This window comes from Amycolatopsis regifaucium (assembly GCF_001613935.1).
In the GTDB taxonomy this organism is placed as follows: domain Bacteria; phylum Actinomycetota; class Actinomycetes; order Mycobacteriales; family Pseudonocardiaceae; genus Amycolatopsis; species Amycolatopsis regifaucium.
The window spans coordinates 318757-333660 of sequence record NZ_LQCI01000003.1; the positions used below are offsets into that span (position 1 = coordinate 318757).

The following is a 14904-nucleotide window of genomic DNA, read 5'->3' on the forward strand; positions in this document are numbered from 1 at the left end:
CCCCCAGCGGGCCGGAACCAGAGGCCACGCGTGACCGGCTGCCAATCCCGGTCACGCGTGGCCCTCTTTGTGCGGGATCAGCGCGGCCACGAGCACGCCGAGCCAGACGACGCCCAGGGTCACCAGCAGCCCGGTGCCGGTGTCGGCATCGTGCAGCCCCGGATTCGAGGCCCCGCCGAAAGGTCGCCACAGCAACGGAACCGCGAGCAGCGCGAGCACGCCGGTGAGTGCCGCGCCCGTCTTCACCGGGGTCCTCCAACGTTCCGGCAGGAATTCGCTCAGCGCGAGCCCGACGGCGCCGACCAGTGGCGCGACCAGCAGGTCGTGCGACAGCGGACCGCCGACGAGCCAGGCGAACGTCCCGAAGACGTCGGGCCGTAAGGGGAACGCGTATTCGGCGAAGAGCACCGCGCCCCAGGCTAGTGCGCCCAGACCGGGCAGGAACAGCAGCAGCCGCAGCGTTTTCACAGCGTCTCCAAGCGGGTGACCCATTTGGTCTGCAGGACACCGGGCCGGTTCGGGGCGATGATCCGGCACGGGAAGCCGTGGTCGGCGTCGAGGATCTCGCCGTTGAGTTCCAAGGCCAGCAAGGTGAGTTCGTCCTCGGTGTGTCGGCCGGGCAGTTCGCTGATTCCGTAGATCCCGGTCTTCTCCAGCGAGAACACCCGAACCGGTGTTCCCGGTGAGCTTCCGGCGTGCCGTAACAACTCCGGCAGTGAGACACCGCTCCAGCGCGCGGACTGGCTCCAGCCCTCGACACAGGCGATCGGTAATCCGGCCGAGGTCTGGGGCAGGGAACGGAGTTGGTCCAGCGAATAGGTTTTCGTGCCGTTCGGCGTCACCACCGACAAGCGCCAGTTCGGATCACGGACGGCGTCGAGGACACCGGCCGCCGCGGCCGTCCGGTTCACGGGCAAGCCTTGCGGTCCCTTGCCGCTGCGCCAGGACAACCCGGAAACGTTACGCAGCAAAGGAACGGTCGCGCCCGCTGTCGCGACGACGGCGACGCCCGCGGTCAGCCAGGTCGTCCGGAGGAAGGCGCGTCGTGAGGGTTCGGGCTCCGTGGTGAGCGCGCGACGGACCACCGGCAGTTTCACCGCGACGTGTACCAGGATCGCGCCGATCGCCACCCACCCGACGGCGTAATGCAGCTGCGGGAAGTAGAACGTCCACGGGTAGTTCTGCGCGACGTTGAACAGGCCGGTGACGAGTTCGAAGAACGCGGCTGCGGACAGCACCAGGATCGAGAGGCGTTCCAAGGCGTGCGGCAGGCCGCGAAGCACCGGGCGCTCGAACAGTTTCGGGAAGACGCTCCACAGCTTGGCCAACAGCAAGGGAATCGACGCGATCCCGGAGAGCACGTGTGTGCCCTGCGTGACCCGGTACAGCCAGACCGGGCGGCTCGGCCAGCCGAACCACGACGGTGGATGCTGGATCAGATGGCTGATGAGGCCGGTGACGAAACACAGGGTGAACGTGACGGCGAGCGCGAGTCCGATCCGGGCCGTCACCCGGTCCGAATGCGCGGGGGAGCGGAACCTCATGATTTCTCCAGGCAGGCGAACCAGCGGTGGCCGCGGCGGGTGGCCCAGGTGACGCGGAACGCGGTCCTGGCGGCGAGTTCGGCGATGGCTTCGACGCCGACCCACGCCCAGGTGAACCAGGCGCCGTCGTCGGGACGCAGGCGGACCCGGTCCTGACGGACGCCACGGCCGGGTGGGTCGAGTTCGACGAGCACCGTCCCGCCGTCGGCGACCAGTTCGGCCGTTCGCGACAGCAGGCGCAGTGGGTCCCCGCCGATGCCGATGTTCCCGTCGGCGAGCAGGACATGCCTCCACCGGCCTTCGCCGGGGACGCGGTCGAAGACGTCCCGGCGGAGCGCGACGGCGCCCCTGGCGTGGGTGAGCCGTACGGCGGTCGCCGAGATGTCGACGCCGAGCGCGGCGATGCCTCGTCCGGTCAGCGCGGCGGTGAGCCTGCCCGGGCCGCAGCCGATGTCGAGGGTCGGGCCGGAGCAGGCGTCGAGGAGAACGTCGTCGCCGTCGCCAGGAACGGCCGTCCAGCGTTCCACCGGCAGCTCGACGCGTTCCCCGGTCGCCAATTCCAGCCAACAGCGGTGTCCGAGCAGACCGATGTCGAAGGCGGTCACCGGACTTCGACGACCGCTCGAGCGAACCGGCCGTGCGGATTCGCCGCCGCCACCCGGCGCGCGTCCGTGATGGTGTCCACATCGGACAGGGTGGGCAGGGCGCGGGGGCACAGGCCGACGTCGGTCAGCGCCCGCAGGGTTTCCCGGCCGGTGTCGTGCCGGGACATCGGCACCCCGGCGAGTGCCTTGGCGTGCGCGGGATCGGCCAGGCCGAGCGCCCACCAGCCACCGTCTTCCGCGAGTCCGAGGACGGAATCCCGGGTGGTCAGCGGTTCCGCGGCCGCGGCCAGTGAGTCCGGCGTGACCTGCGGGGTGTCCATGCCGATCTGCAGCACCGGAAACCCGGGATGGAGGGCGGCGGTGTCGGCATGCGCGTTGGCGAGACGGACGTCGAAGCCGTTGCCACGCTGCGGGATCACGTCCGTGTTTTCCAGGACCGCGGCGATCTCCTCGCCGCGCGCGGCATCGCCGAGTTCGCCGGTCAGCGCGACGACTATCCGCGCTCGGTGCGTCAGCAGCGCGGCGTCGAGGGTGTCGAGCAAGGAGGCGGCCGCGATCCCGGCGGCCTGTTCCGGCGTCGCGGGCGGGCAGAGCCGCGTCTTCGCGAAACCGGGTACGGGCGCCTTGGCGACGATCAGCAGGCAGAAGGTCATCGGCTCAGCACCCGCCCGAAATCCCGTGCGGCTCGCAGCGTTCCGCGCAGCGAACCGGAGACCTTCGACTTCGTGCCCTTGGCGCGTTCGCCGTAGGAGACGTCGAACTCGACGACCCGCCAGCCCGCGCGCCGGGCCTTGATCAGCAGTTCGAGCGGGTAACCGAAGGCGCGGTCGGTGACGCCGAGATCGAGGAGCGCCCGCCGCCGGACGGCCCGTAGCGGCGCGACGTCATGAACCGGAAGACCCTTGAGCCGCAACAAGGACGAGACCACCGTGTTGCCGGCTCTCGCGTGCCATGGCCAGACGCCCGAGCCGGTCGGCACCCGTCGTCCGACCGCCAGATCGGCTTCGGCGAGGCCGTCCACCAGCATCGGCAGCTCGGCGAGATCGAGGGAACCGTCGGCGTCGGCGAAGCAGACGACGTCGCTCGTCGCCGCTTCCAGCCCCGTGTGCACCGCGGCGCCGTAACCGCGCCGGGGTTCGTGGACGACCTTCGCCCCGAGCCCGGCCGCCACTTCGGCGGAACCGTCGCCGGAACCGTTGTCGACCACGATCGCCCGATAGCCTTCGGGCAGGGCCGCCAGCACCCCCGGGAGCGCGCCGGCCTCGTCGAGACAGGGAAGTACGACGTCAACTTCGTCATCGTTCACGAACAGCACGGTAAGTCCGGGGTGGACGGTCGAAAACCCTTGCCATGCTTACCGAATCATGACGTCGTCGAAGTTCTTACCGAGTTCTGACGGTTCTCTTCTTCAGCCCGTCGGACGTCGTGGACCCGGCTAGGGTGCCGGTGATGTCCACTGTCACCGCCCCCGCCCGTACGGGTCACCGGGCCGATCTGATCGCCGTCGGCCTGGCGATGCTCGTCGTCGGCGCGGCGATCGCCGTCGGTCTCCACTACAACCGTCCCGGTTCCGGCGTGGTGATCTATGCCTTCGCGCCGCCGCTGTTCGGGCTGTGGCTACCGCACGTCGGCCCCGGGACGGTCGCCGCCGTCGTGCTCGCGCTCGTGGTCGTCACCAAAGGTCCCTCGCTCGCCGCGCGGCTGCGCTGGCGTCCGCTGCTCGCGGCCGGTTACGCGGCGGCACTGGCGTGGACGTTCTCGCTGGCGATGATCGACGGCTGGGCCAGGGGGTTCACGGGCAGGCTCGCTACGGAACACGAGTACCTGCACGAGGTGCCCGGGATCACCGGCATCCCGCGGATGCTGAGTGAGTTCTCCTCGCGCATCCTCGATTTCCAGCCGAACTCGTGGACGACGCATGTCTCCGGGCATCCGCCGGGCGCGACGCTGGTCTTCGTCTGGCTCGACCGGCTCGGGTTGCACGGCGGCGCCTGGGCTTCGATGTTCGTCGTGCTGGTCGGCTGCCTGGTGGTCGTCGCCGTCCCGGTGACGCTCTCCGCGCTGGGCAGACAGGACGCGGCGCGGACGGTCCTGCCGTTCGCCGTTCTGACGCCCGGCGCGATCTGGATCGGTGTCTCGGCGGACGGCCTTTTCGCCGGGGTGACGGCCACCGGCGTCGCGCTCCTCGCTCTCGCGGTACGGCGGCGGATCCTCGCGCTCCCGGCCGGGCTGCTGCTCGGGTTCGGGTTGTTCCTGTCCTACGGGCTGGTGCTGCTGGGGTTGATCGCGCTGGCCGTCGTCGCGCTGACCCGTCAGTGGCGGATTCTGCTCCTCGCCACACTCGGGGTGGCCGCGGTCGTCGTGGTGTTCGCGTGGGCCGGGTTCTGGTGGCTCGACGGCTATCACCTGGTGGTCGAGCGCTACTACCAGGGGATCGCGACGCTGCGCCCGTACTCCTACTGGGTGTGGGCGGATATCGCGGCGCTCTTGATCGCGATCGGACCGGCCGTGATCGCCGGGACCCGGCGGGCGGGCGCGGAGTTCCTCGCCGGGCCGAAGAGGTCGTTCCGTGATCCGGTCACGCTGATCGTGACGGCCGCGGTCCTGACGATCGGGTTCGCCGACCTGTCCGGCCTGTCGAAGGCGGAGGTCGAGCGCATCTGGCTACCGTTCGCGGTGTGGCTGCTGCCCGCGGTCGCGCTGCTGCCGTCGCCGTCGCGGCGATGGTGGCTCGCCGCGCAGGCGGCCACGGCGCTGGTGGTGAACCATTTGGTGCTGACGAGCTGGTGAGGTGGATGTGATGGCCGAACAGGGCCGCGTACTCGTGGTCGACGACGACGAGACCGTCCGGGACGTCGTCCGGCGGTACCTGGAGGTCGCGGGCTTCGACGTCGACGTCGCCGGGGACGGCACCGAGGGGCTGCGGCTGTTCGCCGAGACCGGTCCGGACCTGGTGGTGCTGGACGTGATGATGCCCGGTCTCAACGGGCTCGAGGTGTGCCGTCGCCTGCGGCAGCTGAGCCAGGTGCCGATCGTCATGCTGACCGCGCTCGGCGAGGAGGAGAACCGGATCGCCGGGCTCCAGCTCGGCGCCGACGACTACGTCACGAAACCCTTCAGCCCCAAGGAACTCGCGTTGCGGGTGAGCTCGGTCCTGCGCCGGGCGCGGATGCCCCGCCCGGCCCCGGCGGCCACCGAACTAGCCGACGGTGACCTTTCGCTGCAGATGACCGCGCGGCAGGCGAGTATCGGAGGCGTGGAACTTCCCTTGACCAGCCGGGAATTCGACCTCCTCGCGTTCTTCCTCGCGCATCCGGGGGTGGCGTTTTCCCGGGCGGACCTGCTGGAAAAGGTGTGGGGCTGGGACTTCGGCGATCAGTCCACGGTGACCGTCCACGTGAGACGGTTGCGGGAGAAGATCGAGAAGGATCCGGCGAAACCCGTCCGGGTCGCCACGGTCTGGGGTGTCGGCTACCGGTACGACCCGGTGCGGCCGTGATCGGCGCGGGCGAGTCGTTCGCCGGGATGCTGGCGCACGCCTGGCACATCCTGCCGTTCGCGCTGCTGTTCACGCTGCCGGTGGTCCTGCTCGGCGGGCTGGCGTTGTACCTGCTCAGACGCGGTTCGCTGGCCAGCACGATGACGGTGCTCGTGCTGATCCCCGTGCTCGCGACCCTGGTCGCGGTGCTCGGCGTCAGCGGGTTCATGTTCACCCCCGCGCTGACCACGATGACCCTGGTCTGTCTGCTGGTCGCGCTGGTGACCGTGCCGGCGGCACTCGTGCTCGGCCGTTTGATCGCGCGCCGCAGTGTGTGGGAGCGCGAGGCGCGGGAACGGGAGCGCGCGGCCGAGGCGTCGCGACGCGAACTCGTCGCGTGGATCAGCCACGATCTGCGGAGCCCGCTGGCCGGGATCCAGGCGATGGCCGAGGCCGTCGCGGACGGCGTCGTCGCCGATTCCGGCGAGATCACGGACTACGCCCGGCGGATCAGCGGGGAGACGACGCGGCTTTCGGGCATGGTCGGCGACCTGTTCGAGCTGTCGCGGATCACCGCCGGCGCGCTGGAACTGACCATGGCCGCCGTGCCGCTGCGTGACGTGGTGAGCGACGCCGTCGCCGCGCAGGCGCCGCTCGCGGGGCGGAAACGGGTGCGGATGGTCGAGCAGGCGGACGCCTGGCCGGTCGTCTCCGGAAGCGACCCGGAGCTGGCGCGGATCGTCCGCAACCTGGTGTCCAACGCCGTCCGGCACACGCCGCCGGACGGGACGGTCGCGGTCCAGCTCGGTATCGACGGCGGCGAGGCGTTGCTGGCCGTCGACGACGGGTGCGGAGGGATCCCCGACGACGAGATAGGGCGCGTCTTCGACGTCGCGTTCCGCGGGACGCGGGCGCGGACGCCCGAGCGCGGTGGGCTGGCGAGCGGCGGCGGGCTCGGGCTGGCGATCGCGAAAGGGCTCGTCGAGGCCCATCGTGGCCGGATCGGCGTCCGCAACCACGGACCCGGTTGCCGCTTCGAAGTCCGGCTGCCCCTCTCGACGTCCTGACCGTGTCAGTGCCGTGTCACCGCCGTGTCAGCACGGACGGCGAGTGTTGCCGCCATGACGACTTCAGCGAGCACAGCCAGGAACGACAAGAGCCGGGCCTTCCGGCGAGTGGGGATCACGGCGTCGGCGGCGGCGTTGCTCGCCGGGGCGGCCATACCCGGCGTGGCCGCCGCGGAACCCGCCGGAAAGGATCGTCCGGACCTGCGGGCGATGGTCCAGGAGATCACCGGCTCCGGTTTCGCCGGGGTGCAGCTCCGGGTCCACGACCGACGGGGCGACTGGACCGGTAGCGCCGGGGTGCGCAAGCTGGGCGAGACCGCGAAGCCGCCGACGAACGGGCGGTTCCGCATCGGCAGCAACACCAAGACCTTCGTCGCCACCGTGGTGTTGCAGCTGGTCGGTGAGGGCAAGGTCGGCCTGGACGCACCGGTGGCCGGGTACCTGCCCGAATTCGGCCTTGACCGGCGGATCACCGTGCGGATGCTGCTGCAGCACACGAGCGGGTTGTTCGACTACACCGGCGGACTGCTGCCCGACGGCACGGTTGTGCCGGGAATCCCCTTGCAGGGCAAGGAATTCCTCGACAACCGGTACCACACCTACCAGTCGGAGGAGCTGGTGCGGTTCGGCCTGTCCAAGCCGCCGCTGTTCGCGCCGGGAACGGACTGGACGTACACGAACATCAACTACGTGCTGGCCGGGCTCTTGATCAAGAAGGTCACCGGCAACCACTACGGCGACGAGCTCCAGCGGCGGATCCTGCGGCCGCTCGGCCTGCGGGACACCGTGGTGCCGGGCACGCGGCCGGGCATCCCGGGGCCGCACGCCCACGGCTACTACCGATACGAGGAGGCAGGGCAGTGGAAGACCGTCGACATCACCGAGCAGAACCCGTCGTGGGCGTCGAGCGCCGGTGAGCTGATCTCGACGACCAAGGACCTGCACACGTTCTTCTCCGCGCTGCTGGGCGGAAAGCTCCTGCCCGCCCCGCTGCTGGCCGAGATGCGCAAACCGCATCCGAAGGGCGGTTACGGGCTCGGGTTGTACGTCCAGGAGGCGAGCTGCGGGACCGTCCTCAAGGGTATGGGCGGCTTCCACGGCTACGGGACGCTGATGGCCAGCACGCCCGACGGCAACAGGGCCTATGAGCTGTCCATGACCTATGGAGATTCCGCGGCGGACCTGGGGCAGGCGTACTTCAACGCGGACAAGCTGCTCACCGACAGGGTGCTCTGCGGCAAGTGACGCTTCGGTACAGCGGGTCGTGAGTGGCGATTCGGGTTACTGAGGGGTAAGGCAAACGTGGCGTGCCCCGGGGCGGGTTCGGCCTGGCTGACGGAAGCCGGGACGAGGGTCGAGTTGTCCGCAAAGGACACTTTTCGTAGGTCAAGTGTCCGACTTGGGCAGTATGTGTGGTTCGCGAGGGGTCGTGAGTGCTAAGTGGGGTTCTAACCCGAATCGTCACTCACGACCCCGCCCGAAACCGTGCAGGTAGGCATCAATCGGACACGGAGTTGGGTAACGGTATCCCTTATGGACAATCAAGGGTGCGCCATGTCTCAGCAGCGAGCCGATCACGCTGCGGCCAGGTAGTGAAGGCCCCGTTCACTACCTTCAGGGTAGCGAACGGGGCCTTCACGGCACTGAGCCGAGCACGCCATATTTGCCTTACCTATCAATAACCCGAATCGCCACTCACGACCGACCGGGCGATCAGAGGCGGCGGAACCCCATGTCCGGGAAGTGGGCGGGTGCGATGATCGCGCTGGTCTCTTCGGCCTCGGCGAGGAGCCGCTGCCGGGTGCGGAGCGCGAGGTCCGGGTCGAGGTCGCCGAGGAACCCGATCCTGGCGTCCGTCAGCTGCGCGGGCGTGTGCAGGACATCGCCGAGCAGCAGCAGGCGCTCGTCGTCCGCGGTGATGTCGAGGATGTAGTGACCCGGGGTGTGGCCGGGAGCGTGCCGCGCCACGATGCCGGGGGCGATCGGGACATCGTCGCCGCTGATCGCCTCGATCAGGCCCGCGCCGCGGGCGGTCTCCATGCCGACGCGGCCCCATTCGTCCGTCCCGGCGGGCGCGATCAGGGCTTCCCAGTCGAGTTGCCCGAAGACGACCCGCACGCCGGGGAAGGTCAGGTCGCCTTCGGGGGCGATCCAGCCGATGTGATCGTTGTGCAGGTGAGTGAGGAAGACGGTGTCGATCTCGCTCACCGGGCAGCCCGCCTTGTCCAGCGCGGCGGCGAGGTCGCCTCCCGTACCCATCGGCGGGGTGGGGTCGCCCTTCGCGGGTGTCATCCCCTTGGGGAAAGCGAACTCGCGCGGGCCGAGGCCGGTGTCGACGAGGATCGTGCGCCCGTTGCCGCGAATCAGGTACGCGCCGGTGGGGACGTGGACGGTGCCGTCTTCGTCGAACACCTCCGGGTGGGCGTCCGGGTCGAGGCCGGGGAAGAAGGCGAGTGGCAGCCTGATCAGCCCGTCGCCCAGTGCCTCGATCTCGATGTCGCCGACGGTGATGCCCACAAAACCCCCAAGGTCGTTTCACTTTGTCCGGGAACGACAACCTCGTGAGGGCCCGGTCTGTTCCCGATTTCAGAGACCCGCCGGTTCCCGCAGTTCAGCGGTGGCGAAGCCGGCGATGCCCTCGGCGAAACCGGTCTCCGCCGTGAACCCCAGCAGCCGTTCCGCCCGTGCCGGGTCGGCGACCACGTGCCGGACGTCGGCGGGCCTCGCGCCACCCGCGATCACCGGCGCCGGACCGGCGCAAGCCTTCGCGAGCTCTTCGGCCAGTTCGCCGACGGTGTGCGGCTGTCCGGAGCAGATGTTCAGTGGCGTGAGTTCGCCTTCGGGTCCTTCGGTGTGAAGCGCGAGGGCGTTCGCCCTGGCGACATCGTGGACGTGGACGAAGTCGCGTTGCTGCTTTCCGTCCTCCAGCACAGTGGGTGCTTCACCGCGCTGCAAGGACGAACGGAACAGCGACGCGACACCGGCGTACGGGGTGTTCTGCGGCATTCGGGGTCCGTAGACGTTGTGGTAGCGCATCGCCCAGACCGTTCCGCCGGTCTGCCGGGCCCACGCGGCCGCGAGATGTTCCTGAGCGAGCTTCGTTGCGGCGTAAGTGCTTCGCGGCTGTAGCGGCGCGTCCTCGGGGACGAGCCGCCAGCCGAGTTCGGCACCGCAGGCGGCGCAGGTGGGCTCGAAGTGTCCAGCGTCCAGATCGGACCGCGTTCGCGGCGACGGCGGCACGATCCCGTGTTCAGCGCACGCGTAGCGGCCCTCGCCGTAGACGACCATCGACGACGCGAGCACGAGTTTCCGCACCCCGGCGGCGTGCATCGCGGCGAGCAGCACGGCGGTGCCGTAGTCGTTGTTGAGCGCGTACGATGGTGCGTCGGACGGATCGATCCCATGTCCGACGACGGCGGCCTGGTGGCAGACCGCGTCGACGCCGTCCAGCAGTTCGGCGACCAGTTCCGGGTCGGTGACGTCGCCCCGCAGGAACCGGTGACGTCCGGTGTAGCCGGGAGGACGCGACGAGCCGTGCGCGGTCCGCAGGAGGTTGTCGAGGACGACGACCTCGTGGCCCTGATCGGACAGCAGATCGGCGATGTGGGAGCCGATGAATCCGGCCCCGCCGGTTACCAGTGTTCGCACCCTTCCGACGCTAGGGGCGATCTCCGCCGCCGGCCCCGGATCCGCCGCTCACGTCAGGGAATCGTCACAACTCGTGGCCCGTGCCACCGCGGGAGCGAAGATCAGCCGAAACCGGATACGGTGTGCGTATGGAACGGAGCGCACAACGGCTGGGCCGCGCACTGGTGGTCATCGTGGACGATCGTGTCGCCCACGGCGAACACGAGGACAACACGGGACCGCTGGTCACGGAGCTGCTCGAAGAGGCGGGCTTCATCGTCGACGGTGTCGTGGTGGTCGAGGCCGAGACGGCCGCGATCCGCAACGCGCTCAACACCGCGGTGATCGGCGGTGCCGACCTGGTGATCACCGTCGGCGGCACCGGGGTCTCCCCGCGCGACCGCACGCCCGACGCGACGGCCGGGGTACTCGACCGCCCGATCCCGGGCATCGGCGAGGCATTGCGCGCGTCCGGTCTCGCCGCCGGCGCGGTGGACGCGGGTATCTCCCGCGGGCTCGTCGGTGTCTCAGGCAGCACGCTGGTGGTCAACCTCGCGGGTTCGCGCGCGGCGGTCCGCGACGGCATGGCGACACTCTCGTCGCTGGTGCCGTACGTGATAGACGAGCTTTCCGGACTCGAAGAGGCCTAGCTCTTGGCGGCGGGTCCGGACTCCGTCCCGGGCTCGCCCTTTTTGTCCTGGTGCAGCACCCCTTCCACTTTTGCGGTGACCTTGCCGATCTTGTCTCGAAGCGGCCACCGGGGGCCTTCTCAGCCAGCCCCTTCGCTTTGTCGACAATGCTCATGCGTTGATGGTCCCACCGGTCGGTGTGCCCGGCGGCCGGTGCGAAAATGGACGTCATGCCAGGTGAAGACGAAGACAAGCGTCCGTCGGCGGCCTCTTCCGCGCGGAAGCGGCGCCGGGTCGACGAGATCTTCGGCGACGTCCTGCCGGACACGACCTCCGACGAGCGGGAGCCGGGCCGGCGCTCCCCGGACTCCGACTCGTGGTACCTGGAGAACCGGCCGCCTCATCACGACCGGTGACCCGGCTCAGCCATGGCGGTTCTGCTGCGCTCGAAGCAGGTCGCGGATCTCGGTGAGCAGTTCGACGTCGGTCGGCTCCGTCGGACCCGCCTCTTCACCGCGCTTGCGCCGCTCCTGGATGTGTTTGACCGGCAGCACGATCACGAAGTAGACGACGGCGGCGACGAGCACGAAGTTGATCGCCGCGTTGATCACGCCGCCGAAGTCGAGGAACGTGGCGTCGTTCGCGCTGAGGATGTTGAAGCCCAGCCCCTTGGCGGCGTCCGAACCGCCGATGGTGTTGATCAGCGGCTTGATCAGGCCGTTCGTGAACGCGGTGACGATCGACGTGAACGCGGCACCGATGACCACCGCGACCGCGAGATCGACGACGTTCCCGCGCATCAGGAAGTCCTTGAAACCCTTGAGCAAGACGCTCTCCTCTTCACCTGGGACGGTTGCCGACCGCCCCTTTTTCCGTACCAGGGGGACGCAGGCGCCCGCCGGGGCATGCGCGAGCTAGCGGAGGGTAACCGTTAAGGACCGTTCCAGCGAAGTGGCCGCCACCCGTGTCGCGATCGCGGTGGGCAGGGAGAGCAGCACCAAAGGTCCCTTGCTCCCCGCTCTGGGATGCTTCGCTTCGGCGGTCTCCTGCTCACCGACGGCGGCCACGACGGCCGTGCTGGCCAGCACAGACGCCTCACGGCCCGCTTCGGCCGCCGCGACGACGTCGACCCGCTGGCCCGGCCGCAGGAGTGCGGCGATCCCGGCGTCGGCGAGCCTCACCGGCACGGTCGAACTTTCCGGATCACCCGTTCCGGGGACGGCCGCGTTCACCACGCGGACGTCGGTCAGCGGCTCACCCGCCCGTGCGGCCCCGACGAGCAGCCGACCCTCGACCGAGGTGGCCTGGCCGGTGGCACCCTGTGGACGGACGTCCTCCGGGACGTCGACGAGTTTGAGGTCTCCGGTGCGCAGCAACGTCCCGGCGGGCAGGTCGCGGGCGGAAACCACCGTCGGGGTGCCGGGCGCGCCGCGGGCCGAGGCCGGCAGGAAGAGCGCGACCAGGCCGCCTAGCAGCAGGGAGAGGGCGAGCCAGCGGCGGAGCAGTCGCGCTGGCCTGCCGTGGAGTCTTCGCAGGACGGGCAGATCGTGGAACACGGGATTTCCCCCTCGTCGATCGGTGATGCTCTCGACGCTAGGGGCGGTGCCGAACCCGGGGAAAGAACGAAAACCCCCGGCTGTGGATAACCGGGGGCCTGTGGACAACTCGGGACGTCAGGAAGCGGCGGCGGCCGTTTTCGTCGTACCCGTGGAGGAGGATGCCGCGCTCTTGGTCTCCGACTTCGACTCGGTCTTCGACTCCGACTTGGTCTCGCTCTTGGCCGGCGCCGAGGTCGTGCTGGCCTTCGAGTCGCGCGAATCGGTGCGGTAGAAACCGCTGCCCTTGAAGACCACGCCGACCGAACTGAAGACCTTGCGAAGCGGACCCGAGCACTGGGGGCACACGGTCAAGCTGGCGTCGGAGAACGACTGCACGGCCTCGAAAGCGTGGTCGCATTCCTTGCAGGCGTACTGGTAGGTGGGCACTGCTGCTCCTTCGTGCATTGGCACTCAGCCGACAAGAGTGCTAACACAACACGGTACCGGGGCATTCCGGCGCAGGTCAAACAAGGTTTCCCAAGGTCACATGACGACCTGGTCACGCACTCTGTTCCGTACCTGTTCCGTGCCGGACCGAGATCGGCTCCGGTCCAGGGTACGAGCCGTCATGAGCTGGGCGGTCTCCGAGCGTGCCGCTTTGACCGGCCTGGAGACGGCCGACGTACGCGCCTAGGCTTCTTGGATGGACCTCGGTTGGGTTGGGCAGATTGCCCCCGTTGTCGTGCCACTGGCGACCGCCGCGTTTGCAACTGCGCGGGGACAGCAGCGCTTGCGAGCCAACCTTCGTCATGATGCTGAGACCGCCAAAGTGCTAGCCGAGGGCTCCTCTGCACAGGAGAAGCTTCTTGAGCACATCAACTGGCAGATCGATCAGCTTCGACGCACTGAGGGCAAAGGCAGGAGAGACGTAGCGGGGAGCGTCCTCGGCTTCACTCTCGCTGTCGGGTTCGGCTACCTCGCCTACTGGCTTCTGTCGCAGGACGGATGGTGGCGCTGGTTCGGCGTCGTCTCCATGGTGATCGCTATCACAGGGTTGTACGGCATCGCCGAATCGGTTGGCGTCGCGGAGAGAGATCACAAGGGCAGGCGGATTAAGGCCTCTGGGGGGTCTTCCGAGGAAGACGACCACAAGTGACCTCTTGTCGTGTGCCTGCTCTCTCTCCGCTTCCCTCGCCCCTGCCATCTCTAGCGCCGGTTCGGTCGCGTCAAGGTACGCTTTCCCGCCTTGATGCGGGCGGGCCGGTGTTAGACGCTGAGAAGCGAGGGACCTCTTGGTGACCACTGCGCGTCGGCCGGGTGGGTCGGGTGATCTGGCCGTGTGGCTCCTGGGTCTCCGTCGTCGGCGGCGCGCTGCGGGTGCTGCCCTGCGGCGGGCTCGCCCGGCGGCGCCTGCCGGAGCGGAGCGGGAGGCCGGCGTCGCCTCACGGGCGTAGCCTGCCGGACGGGTGGTGACCCGCGCGCCGCCGACGGCGGCGCCTTGATCCCATAGAGCCAAATTCGGCAACGGATGTCCCGCTCTTCTGCTGTTGCGGGACTGCAAGTCGACGTTCATGAATTTGGTGGCGCGTATCCTGATCGGATGGTGGACTCCCTACAAGGGGCTGATGACACGGCCGACGGTGAGGGCACAGCTACGAGTAGGCACGAAGCAGCGTCGGACTTTAGGTTCGTCGGCCGGTTTGCTGACCTGGCGGCGAATATGCCGAAGGTGAACTCGGCGGGGCTGTTGGCGGGCTTGGCGGGTGTGAACGCGGCTGGGCCGCTGGTGAACTTGCCGAAGGTGGATTCGGTCGGACTTCTGGCGAATATGCCGCCCGTGAACACAGTCGAGCTGATGATGAAGTTTGCTGGGCCAATTAGGACGTCGCATCTTTTTGCTGATTTATATGCGCCGTCTGCGATTGCGAAATTAAACACAGAGAAGCTCACAAGGGGCCTCGGTCCCCGCAATCTTGCGGTCGGCCTTCGTGTCGCTGAAGCCTTGGCAGGAATTGATGGGAACAAGATACTAGACGAGCACGCGGGTCATAGTGCGAGTGATCTGTCCGTCGAGCTTGCGGCGCCACAGAATGCGACCGCAGTTGTTGGCGCTTTGAGCGATTTGACGGCCGATGTCTCGGATAGGTCTGAGCTTGAGATTCTTGACTTGTTGGGTGCTAGGGCTGCGGAGGCCCTAGCGCGATTTGGTGACATGTTCGCGACCACGCTACGCGGGATCACATTTCGAAGTTCGCAAAGGTATATAGCGCTTGCGCTCTTGGCGGAGCTTCAATTGATCATGTTCATTAGTGATCGGAACTTGTTCGAATATATTAGCGACCACTTTGGCTTCCAAGCCAACATATTAGCAGTCTGGCTTTTTTTGCGGGCTGGGAAACGTTCTTAGTGGGCTTAT

At 68.4% G+C, this 14904-nt stretch carries 18 protein-coding genes; 8 read left to right on the top strand and 10 right to left on the bottom strand.

From position 1 onward, the window contains the following. Positions 1-51 precede the first annotated feature (51 nt). From AVL48_RS05345 to AVL48_RS05365, 5 genes are read right to left on the bottom strand one after another with little or no spacing between them, the layout of a single operon-like run. On the bottom strand, positions 52-468 hold the full coding sequence (locus AVL48_RS05345; protein ID WP_061984826.1) for a hypothetical protein: 417 nt from the start codon (positions 466-468) through the stop codon (positions 52-54). Next, positions 465-1544: a molybdopterin-dependent oxidoreductase gene (locus AVL48_RS05350; RefSeq protein ID WP_061984828.1), complete on the bottom strand. Its 1080-nt coding sequence runs from the start codon at positions 1542-1544 to the stop codon at positions 465-467. The genes AVL48_RS05345 and AVL48_RS05350 overlap by 4 nt, the downstream gene beginning before the upstream one ends. Further along, positions 1541-2149 carry a class I SAM-dependent methyltransferase gene (locus AVL48_RS05355; protein ID WP_061984830.1) on the bottom strand — a complete coding sequence of 203 codons (609 nt, stop codon included), beginning with the start codon at positions 2147-2149 and terminating at the stop codon, positions 1541-1543. The genes AVL48_RS05350 and AVL48_RS05355 overlap by 4 nt, the downstream gene beginning before the upstream one ends. Beyond that, on the bottom strand, positions 2146-2802 hold the full coding sequence (locus AVL48_RS05360) for a TIGR04282 family arsenosugar biosynthesis glycosyltransferase (RefSeq protein WP_061984832.1): 657 nt from the start codon (positions 2800-2802) through the stop codon (positions 2146-2148). Before AVL48_RS05360 ends, AVL48_RS05355 begins: the two co-directional genes overlap by 4 nt. Next, positions 2799-3455 carry a glycosyltransferase family 2 protein gene (locus AVL48_RS05365; protein WP_061984912.1) on the bottom strand — a complete coding sequence of 219 codons (657 nt, stop codon included), beginning with the start codon at positions 3453-3455 and terminating at the stop codon, positions 2799-2801. Before AVL48_RS05365 ends, AVL48_RS05360 begins: the two co-directional genes overlap by 4 nt. Positions 3456-3598: 143 nt before the next feature. Here AVL48_RS05365 and AVL48_RS05370 point away from each other — a divergent pair, with 143 nt between their 5' ends. The 4 genes from AVL48_RS05370 to AVL48_RS05385 are packed head-to-tail and all read left to right on the top strand — an operon-like array spanning position 3599 to position 7939. Further along, a complete protein-coding gene (locus tag AVL48_RS05370; RefSeq protein WP_061984834.1) occupies positions 3599-4939 on the top strand; it encodes a hypothetical protein in 1341 nt (446 codons plus the stop codon). Positions 4940-4949: 10 nt separating this feature from the next. After that, positions 4950-5648, top strand: a complete 699-nt coding sequence (locus AVL48_RS05375; protein ID WP_061984836.1) for a response regulator transcription factor — start codon at positions 4950-4952, stop codon at positions 5646-5648. Then, a complete protein-coding gene (locus tag AVL48_RS05380; RefSeq protein ID WP_061984838.1) occupies positions 5645-6694 on the top strand; it encodes a sensor histidine kinase in 1050 nt (349 codons plus the stop codon). Before AVL48_RS05375 ends, AVL48_RS05380 begins: the two co-directional genes overlap by 4 nt. A gap of 54 nt (positions 6695-6748) precedes the next feature. After that, positions 6749-7939: a serine hydrolase domain-containing protein gene (locus AVL48_RS05385; protein WP_061984840.1), complete on the top strand. Its 1191-nt coding sequence runs from the start codon at positions 6749-6751 to the stop codon at positions 7937-7939. A gap of 468 nt (positions 7940-8407) precedes the next feature. Here the strand turns inward: AVL48_RS05385 and AVL48_RS05390 are convergent, their stop codons facing one another. Together AVL48_RS05390 and AVL48_RS05395 are read right to left on the bottom strand one after the other, a co-directional pair. Then, entirely contained in the window at positions 8408-9211 is an 804-nt protein-coding gene (locus AVL48_RS05390; protein WP_061984842.1) for an MBL fold metallo-hydrolase, read from the bottom strand. A gap of 69 nt (positions 9212-9280) precedes the next feature. After that, on the bottom strand, positions 9281-10342 hold the full coding sequence (locus tag AVL48_RS05395; protein WP_061984844.1) for an NAD-dependent epimerase/dehydratase family protein: 1062 nt from the start codon (positions 10340-10342) through the stop codon (positions 9281-9283). A gap of 128 nt (positions 10343-10470) precedes the next feature. Here AVL48_RS05395 and AVL48_RS05400 point away from each other — a divergent pair, with 128 nt between their 5' ends. Together AVL48_RS05400 and AVL48_RS05405 are read left to right on the top strand one after the other, a co-directional pair. Further along, positions 10471-10971, top strand: a complete 501-nt coding sequence (locus AVL48_RS05400; protein WP_005155592.1) for a MogA/MoaB family molybdenum cofactor biosynthesis protein — start codon at positions 10471-10473, stop codon at positions 10969-10971. Between the two features lie 209 nt (positions 10972-11180). Then, positions 11181-11366 (top strand): hypothetical protein, encoded by a 186-nt coding sequence (locus tag AVL48_RS05405; protein WP_061984845.1) that lies wholly within the window; start codon positions 11181-11183, stop codon positions 11364-11366. Between the two features lie 6 nt (positions 11367-11372). Here AVL48_RS05405 and mscL read toward each other — a convergent pair whose 3' ends face one another. The 3 genes from mscL to AVL48_RS38090 all read right to left on the bottom strand — a co-directional run bounded on the left by mscL (position 11373) and on the right by AVL48_RS38090 (position 12935). Continuing rightward, positions 11373-11777: a large-conductance mechanosensitive channel protein MscL gene (gene mscL, locus AVL48_RS05410; RefSeq protein ID WP_061984847.1), complete on the bottom strand. Its 405-nt coding sequence runs from the start codon at positions 11775-11777 to the stop codon at positions 11373-11375. A gap of 87 nt (positions 11778-11864) precedes the next feature. Beyond that, positions 11865-12506: an SAF domain-containing protein gene (locus AVL48_RS05415; RefSeq protein ID WP_061984849.1), complete on the bottom strand. Its 642-nt coding sequence runs from the start codon at positions 12504-12506 to the stop codon at positions 11865-11867. A gap of 117 nt (positions 12507-12623) precedes the next feature. After that, complete coding sequence (locus AVL48_RS38090; protein ID WP_061984851.1) at positions 12624-12935, bottom strand: FmdB family zinc ribbon protein; 312 nt, start codon at positions 12933-12935, stop codon at positions 12624-12626. 256 nt (positions 12936-13191) lie between these two features. On the opposite strand from AVL48_RS38090, the gene AVL48_RS05420 reads away from it, so the two are divergent. Together AVL48_RS05420 and AVL48_RS05425 are read left to right on the top strand one after the other, a co-directional pair. After that, complete coding sequence (locus AVL48_RS05420; RefSeq protein ID WP_061984853.1) at positions 13192-13644, top strand: hypothetical protein; 453 nt, start codon at positions 13192-13194, stop codon at positions 13642-13644. A gap of 444 nt (positions 13645-14088) precedes the next feature. Then, entirely contained in the window at positions 14089-14895 is an 807-nt protein-coding gene (locus AVL48_RS05425; protein WP_061984855.1) for a hypothetical protein, read from the top strand. Positions 14896-14904 lie beyond the last annotated feature (9 nt).

What these genes read in the sequence shown, in the direction of transcription:
- AVL48_RS05370 (WP_061984834.1), top strand. Translation starts at nt 3,599, where the DNA reads ATGTCCACTGTCACCGCCCCCGCCCGTACGGGTCACCGGGCCGATCTG.
- AVL48_RS05375 (WP_061984836.1), top strand. Translation starts at nt 4,950, where the DNA reads ATGGCCGAACAGGGCCGCGTACTCGTGGTCGACGACGACGAGACCGTC.
- AVL48_RS05420 (WP_061984853.1), top strand. Translation starts at nt 13,192, where the DNA reads ATGGACCTCGGTTGGGTTGGGCAGATTGCCCCCGTTGTCGTGCCACTG.
- AVL48_RS05350 (WP_061984828.1), bottom strand. Translation starts at nt 1,544, where the DNA reads ATGAGGTTCCGCTCCCCCGCGCATTCGGACCGGGTGACGGCCCGGATC.
- AVL48_RS05405 (WP_061984845.1), top strand. Translation starts at nt 11,181, where the DNA reads ATGCCAGGTGAAGACGAAGACAAGCGTCCGTCGGCGGCCTCTTCCGCG.
- AVL48_RS05425 (WP_061984855.1), top strand. Translation starts at nt 14,089, where the DNA reads ATGGTGGACTCCCTACAAGGGGCTGATGACACGGCCGACGGTGAGGGC.
- AVL48_RS05360 (WP_061984832.1), bottom strand. Translation starts at nt 2,802, where the DNA reads ATGACCTTCTGCCTGCTGATCGTCGCCAAGGCGCCCGTACCCGGTTTC.
- AVL48_RS05385 (WP_061984840.1), top strand. Translation starts at nt 6,749, where the DNA reads ATGACGACTTCAGCGAGCACAGCCAGGAACGACAAGAGCCGGGCCTTC.
- AVL48_RS05400 (WP_005155592.1), top strand. Translation starts at nt 10,471, where the DNA reads ATGGAACGGAGCGCACAACGGCTGGGCCGCGCACTGGTGGTCATCGTG.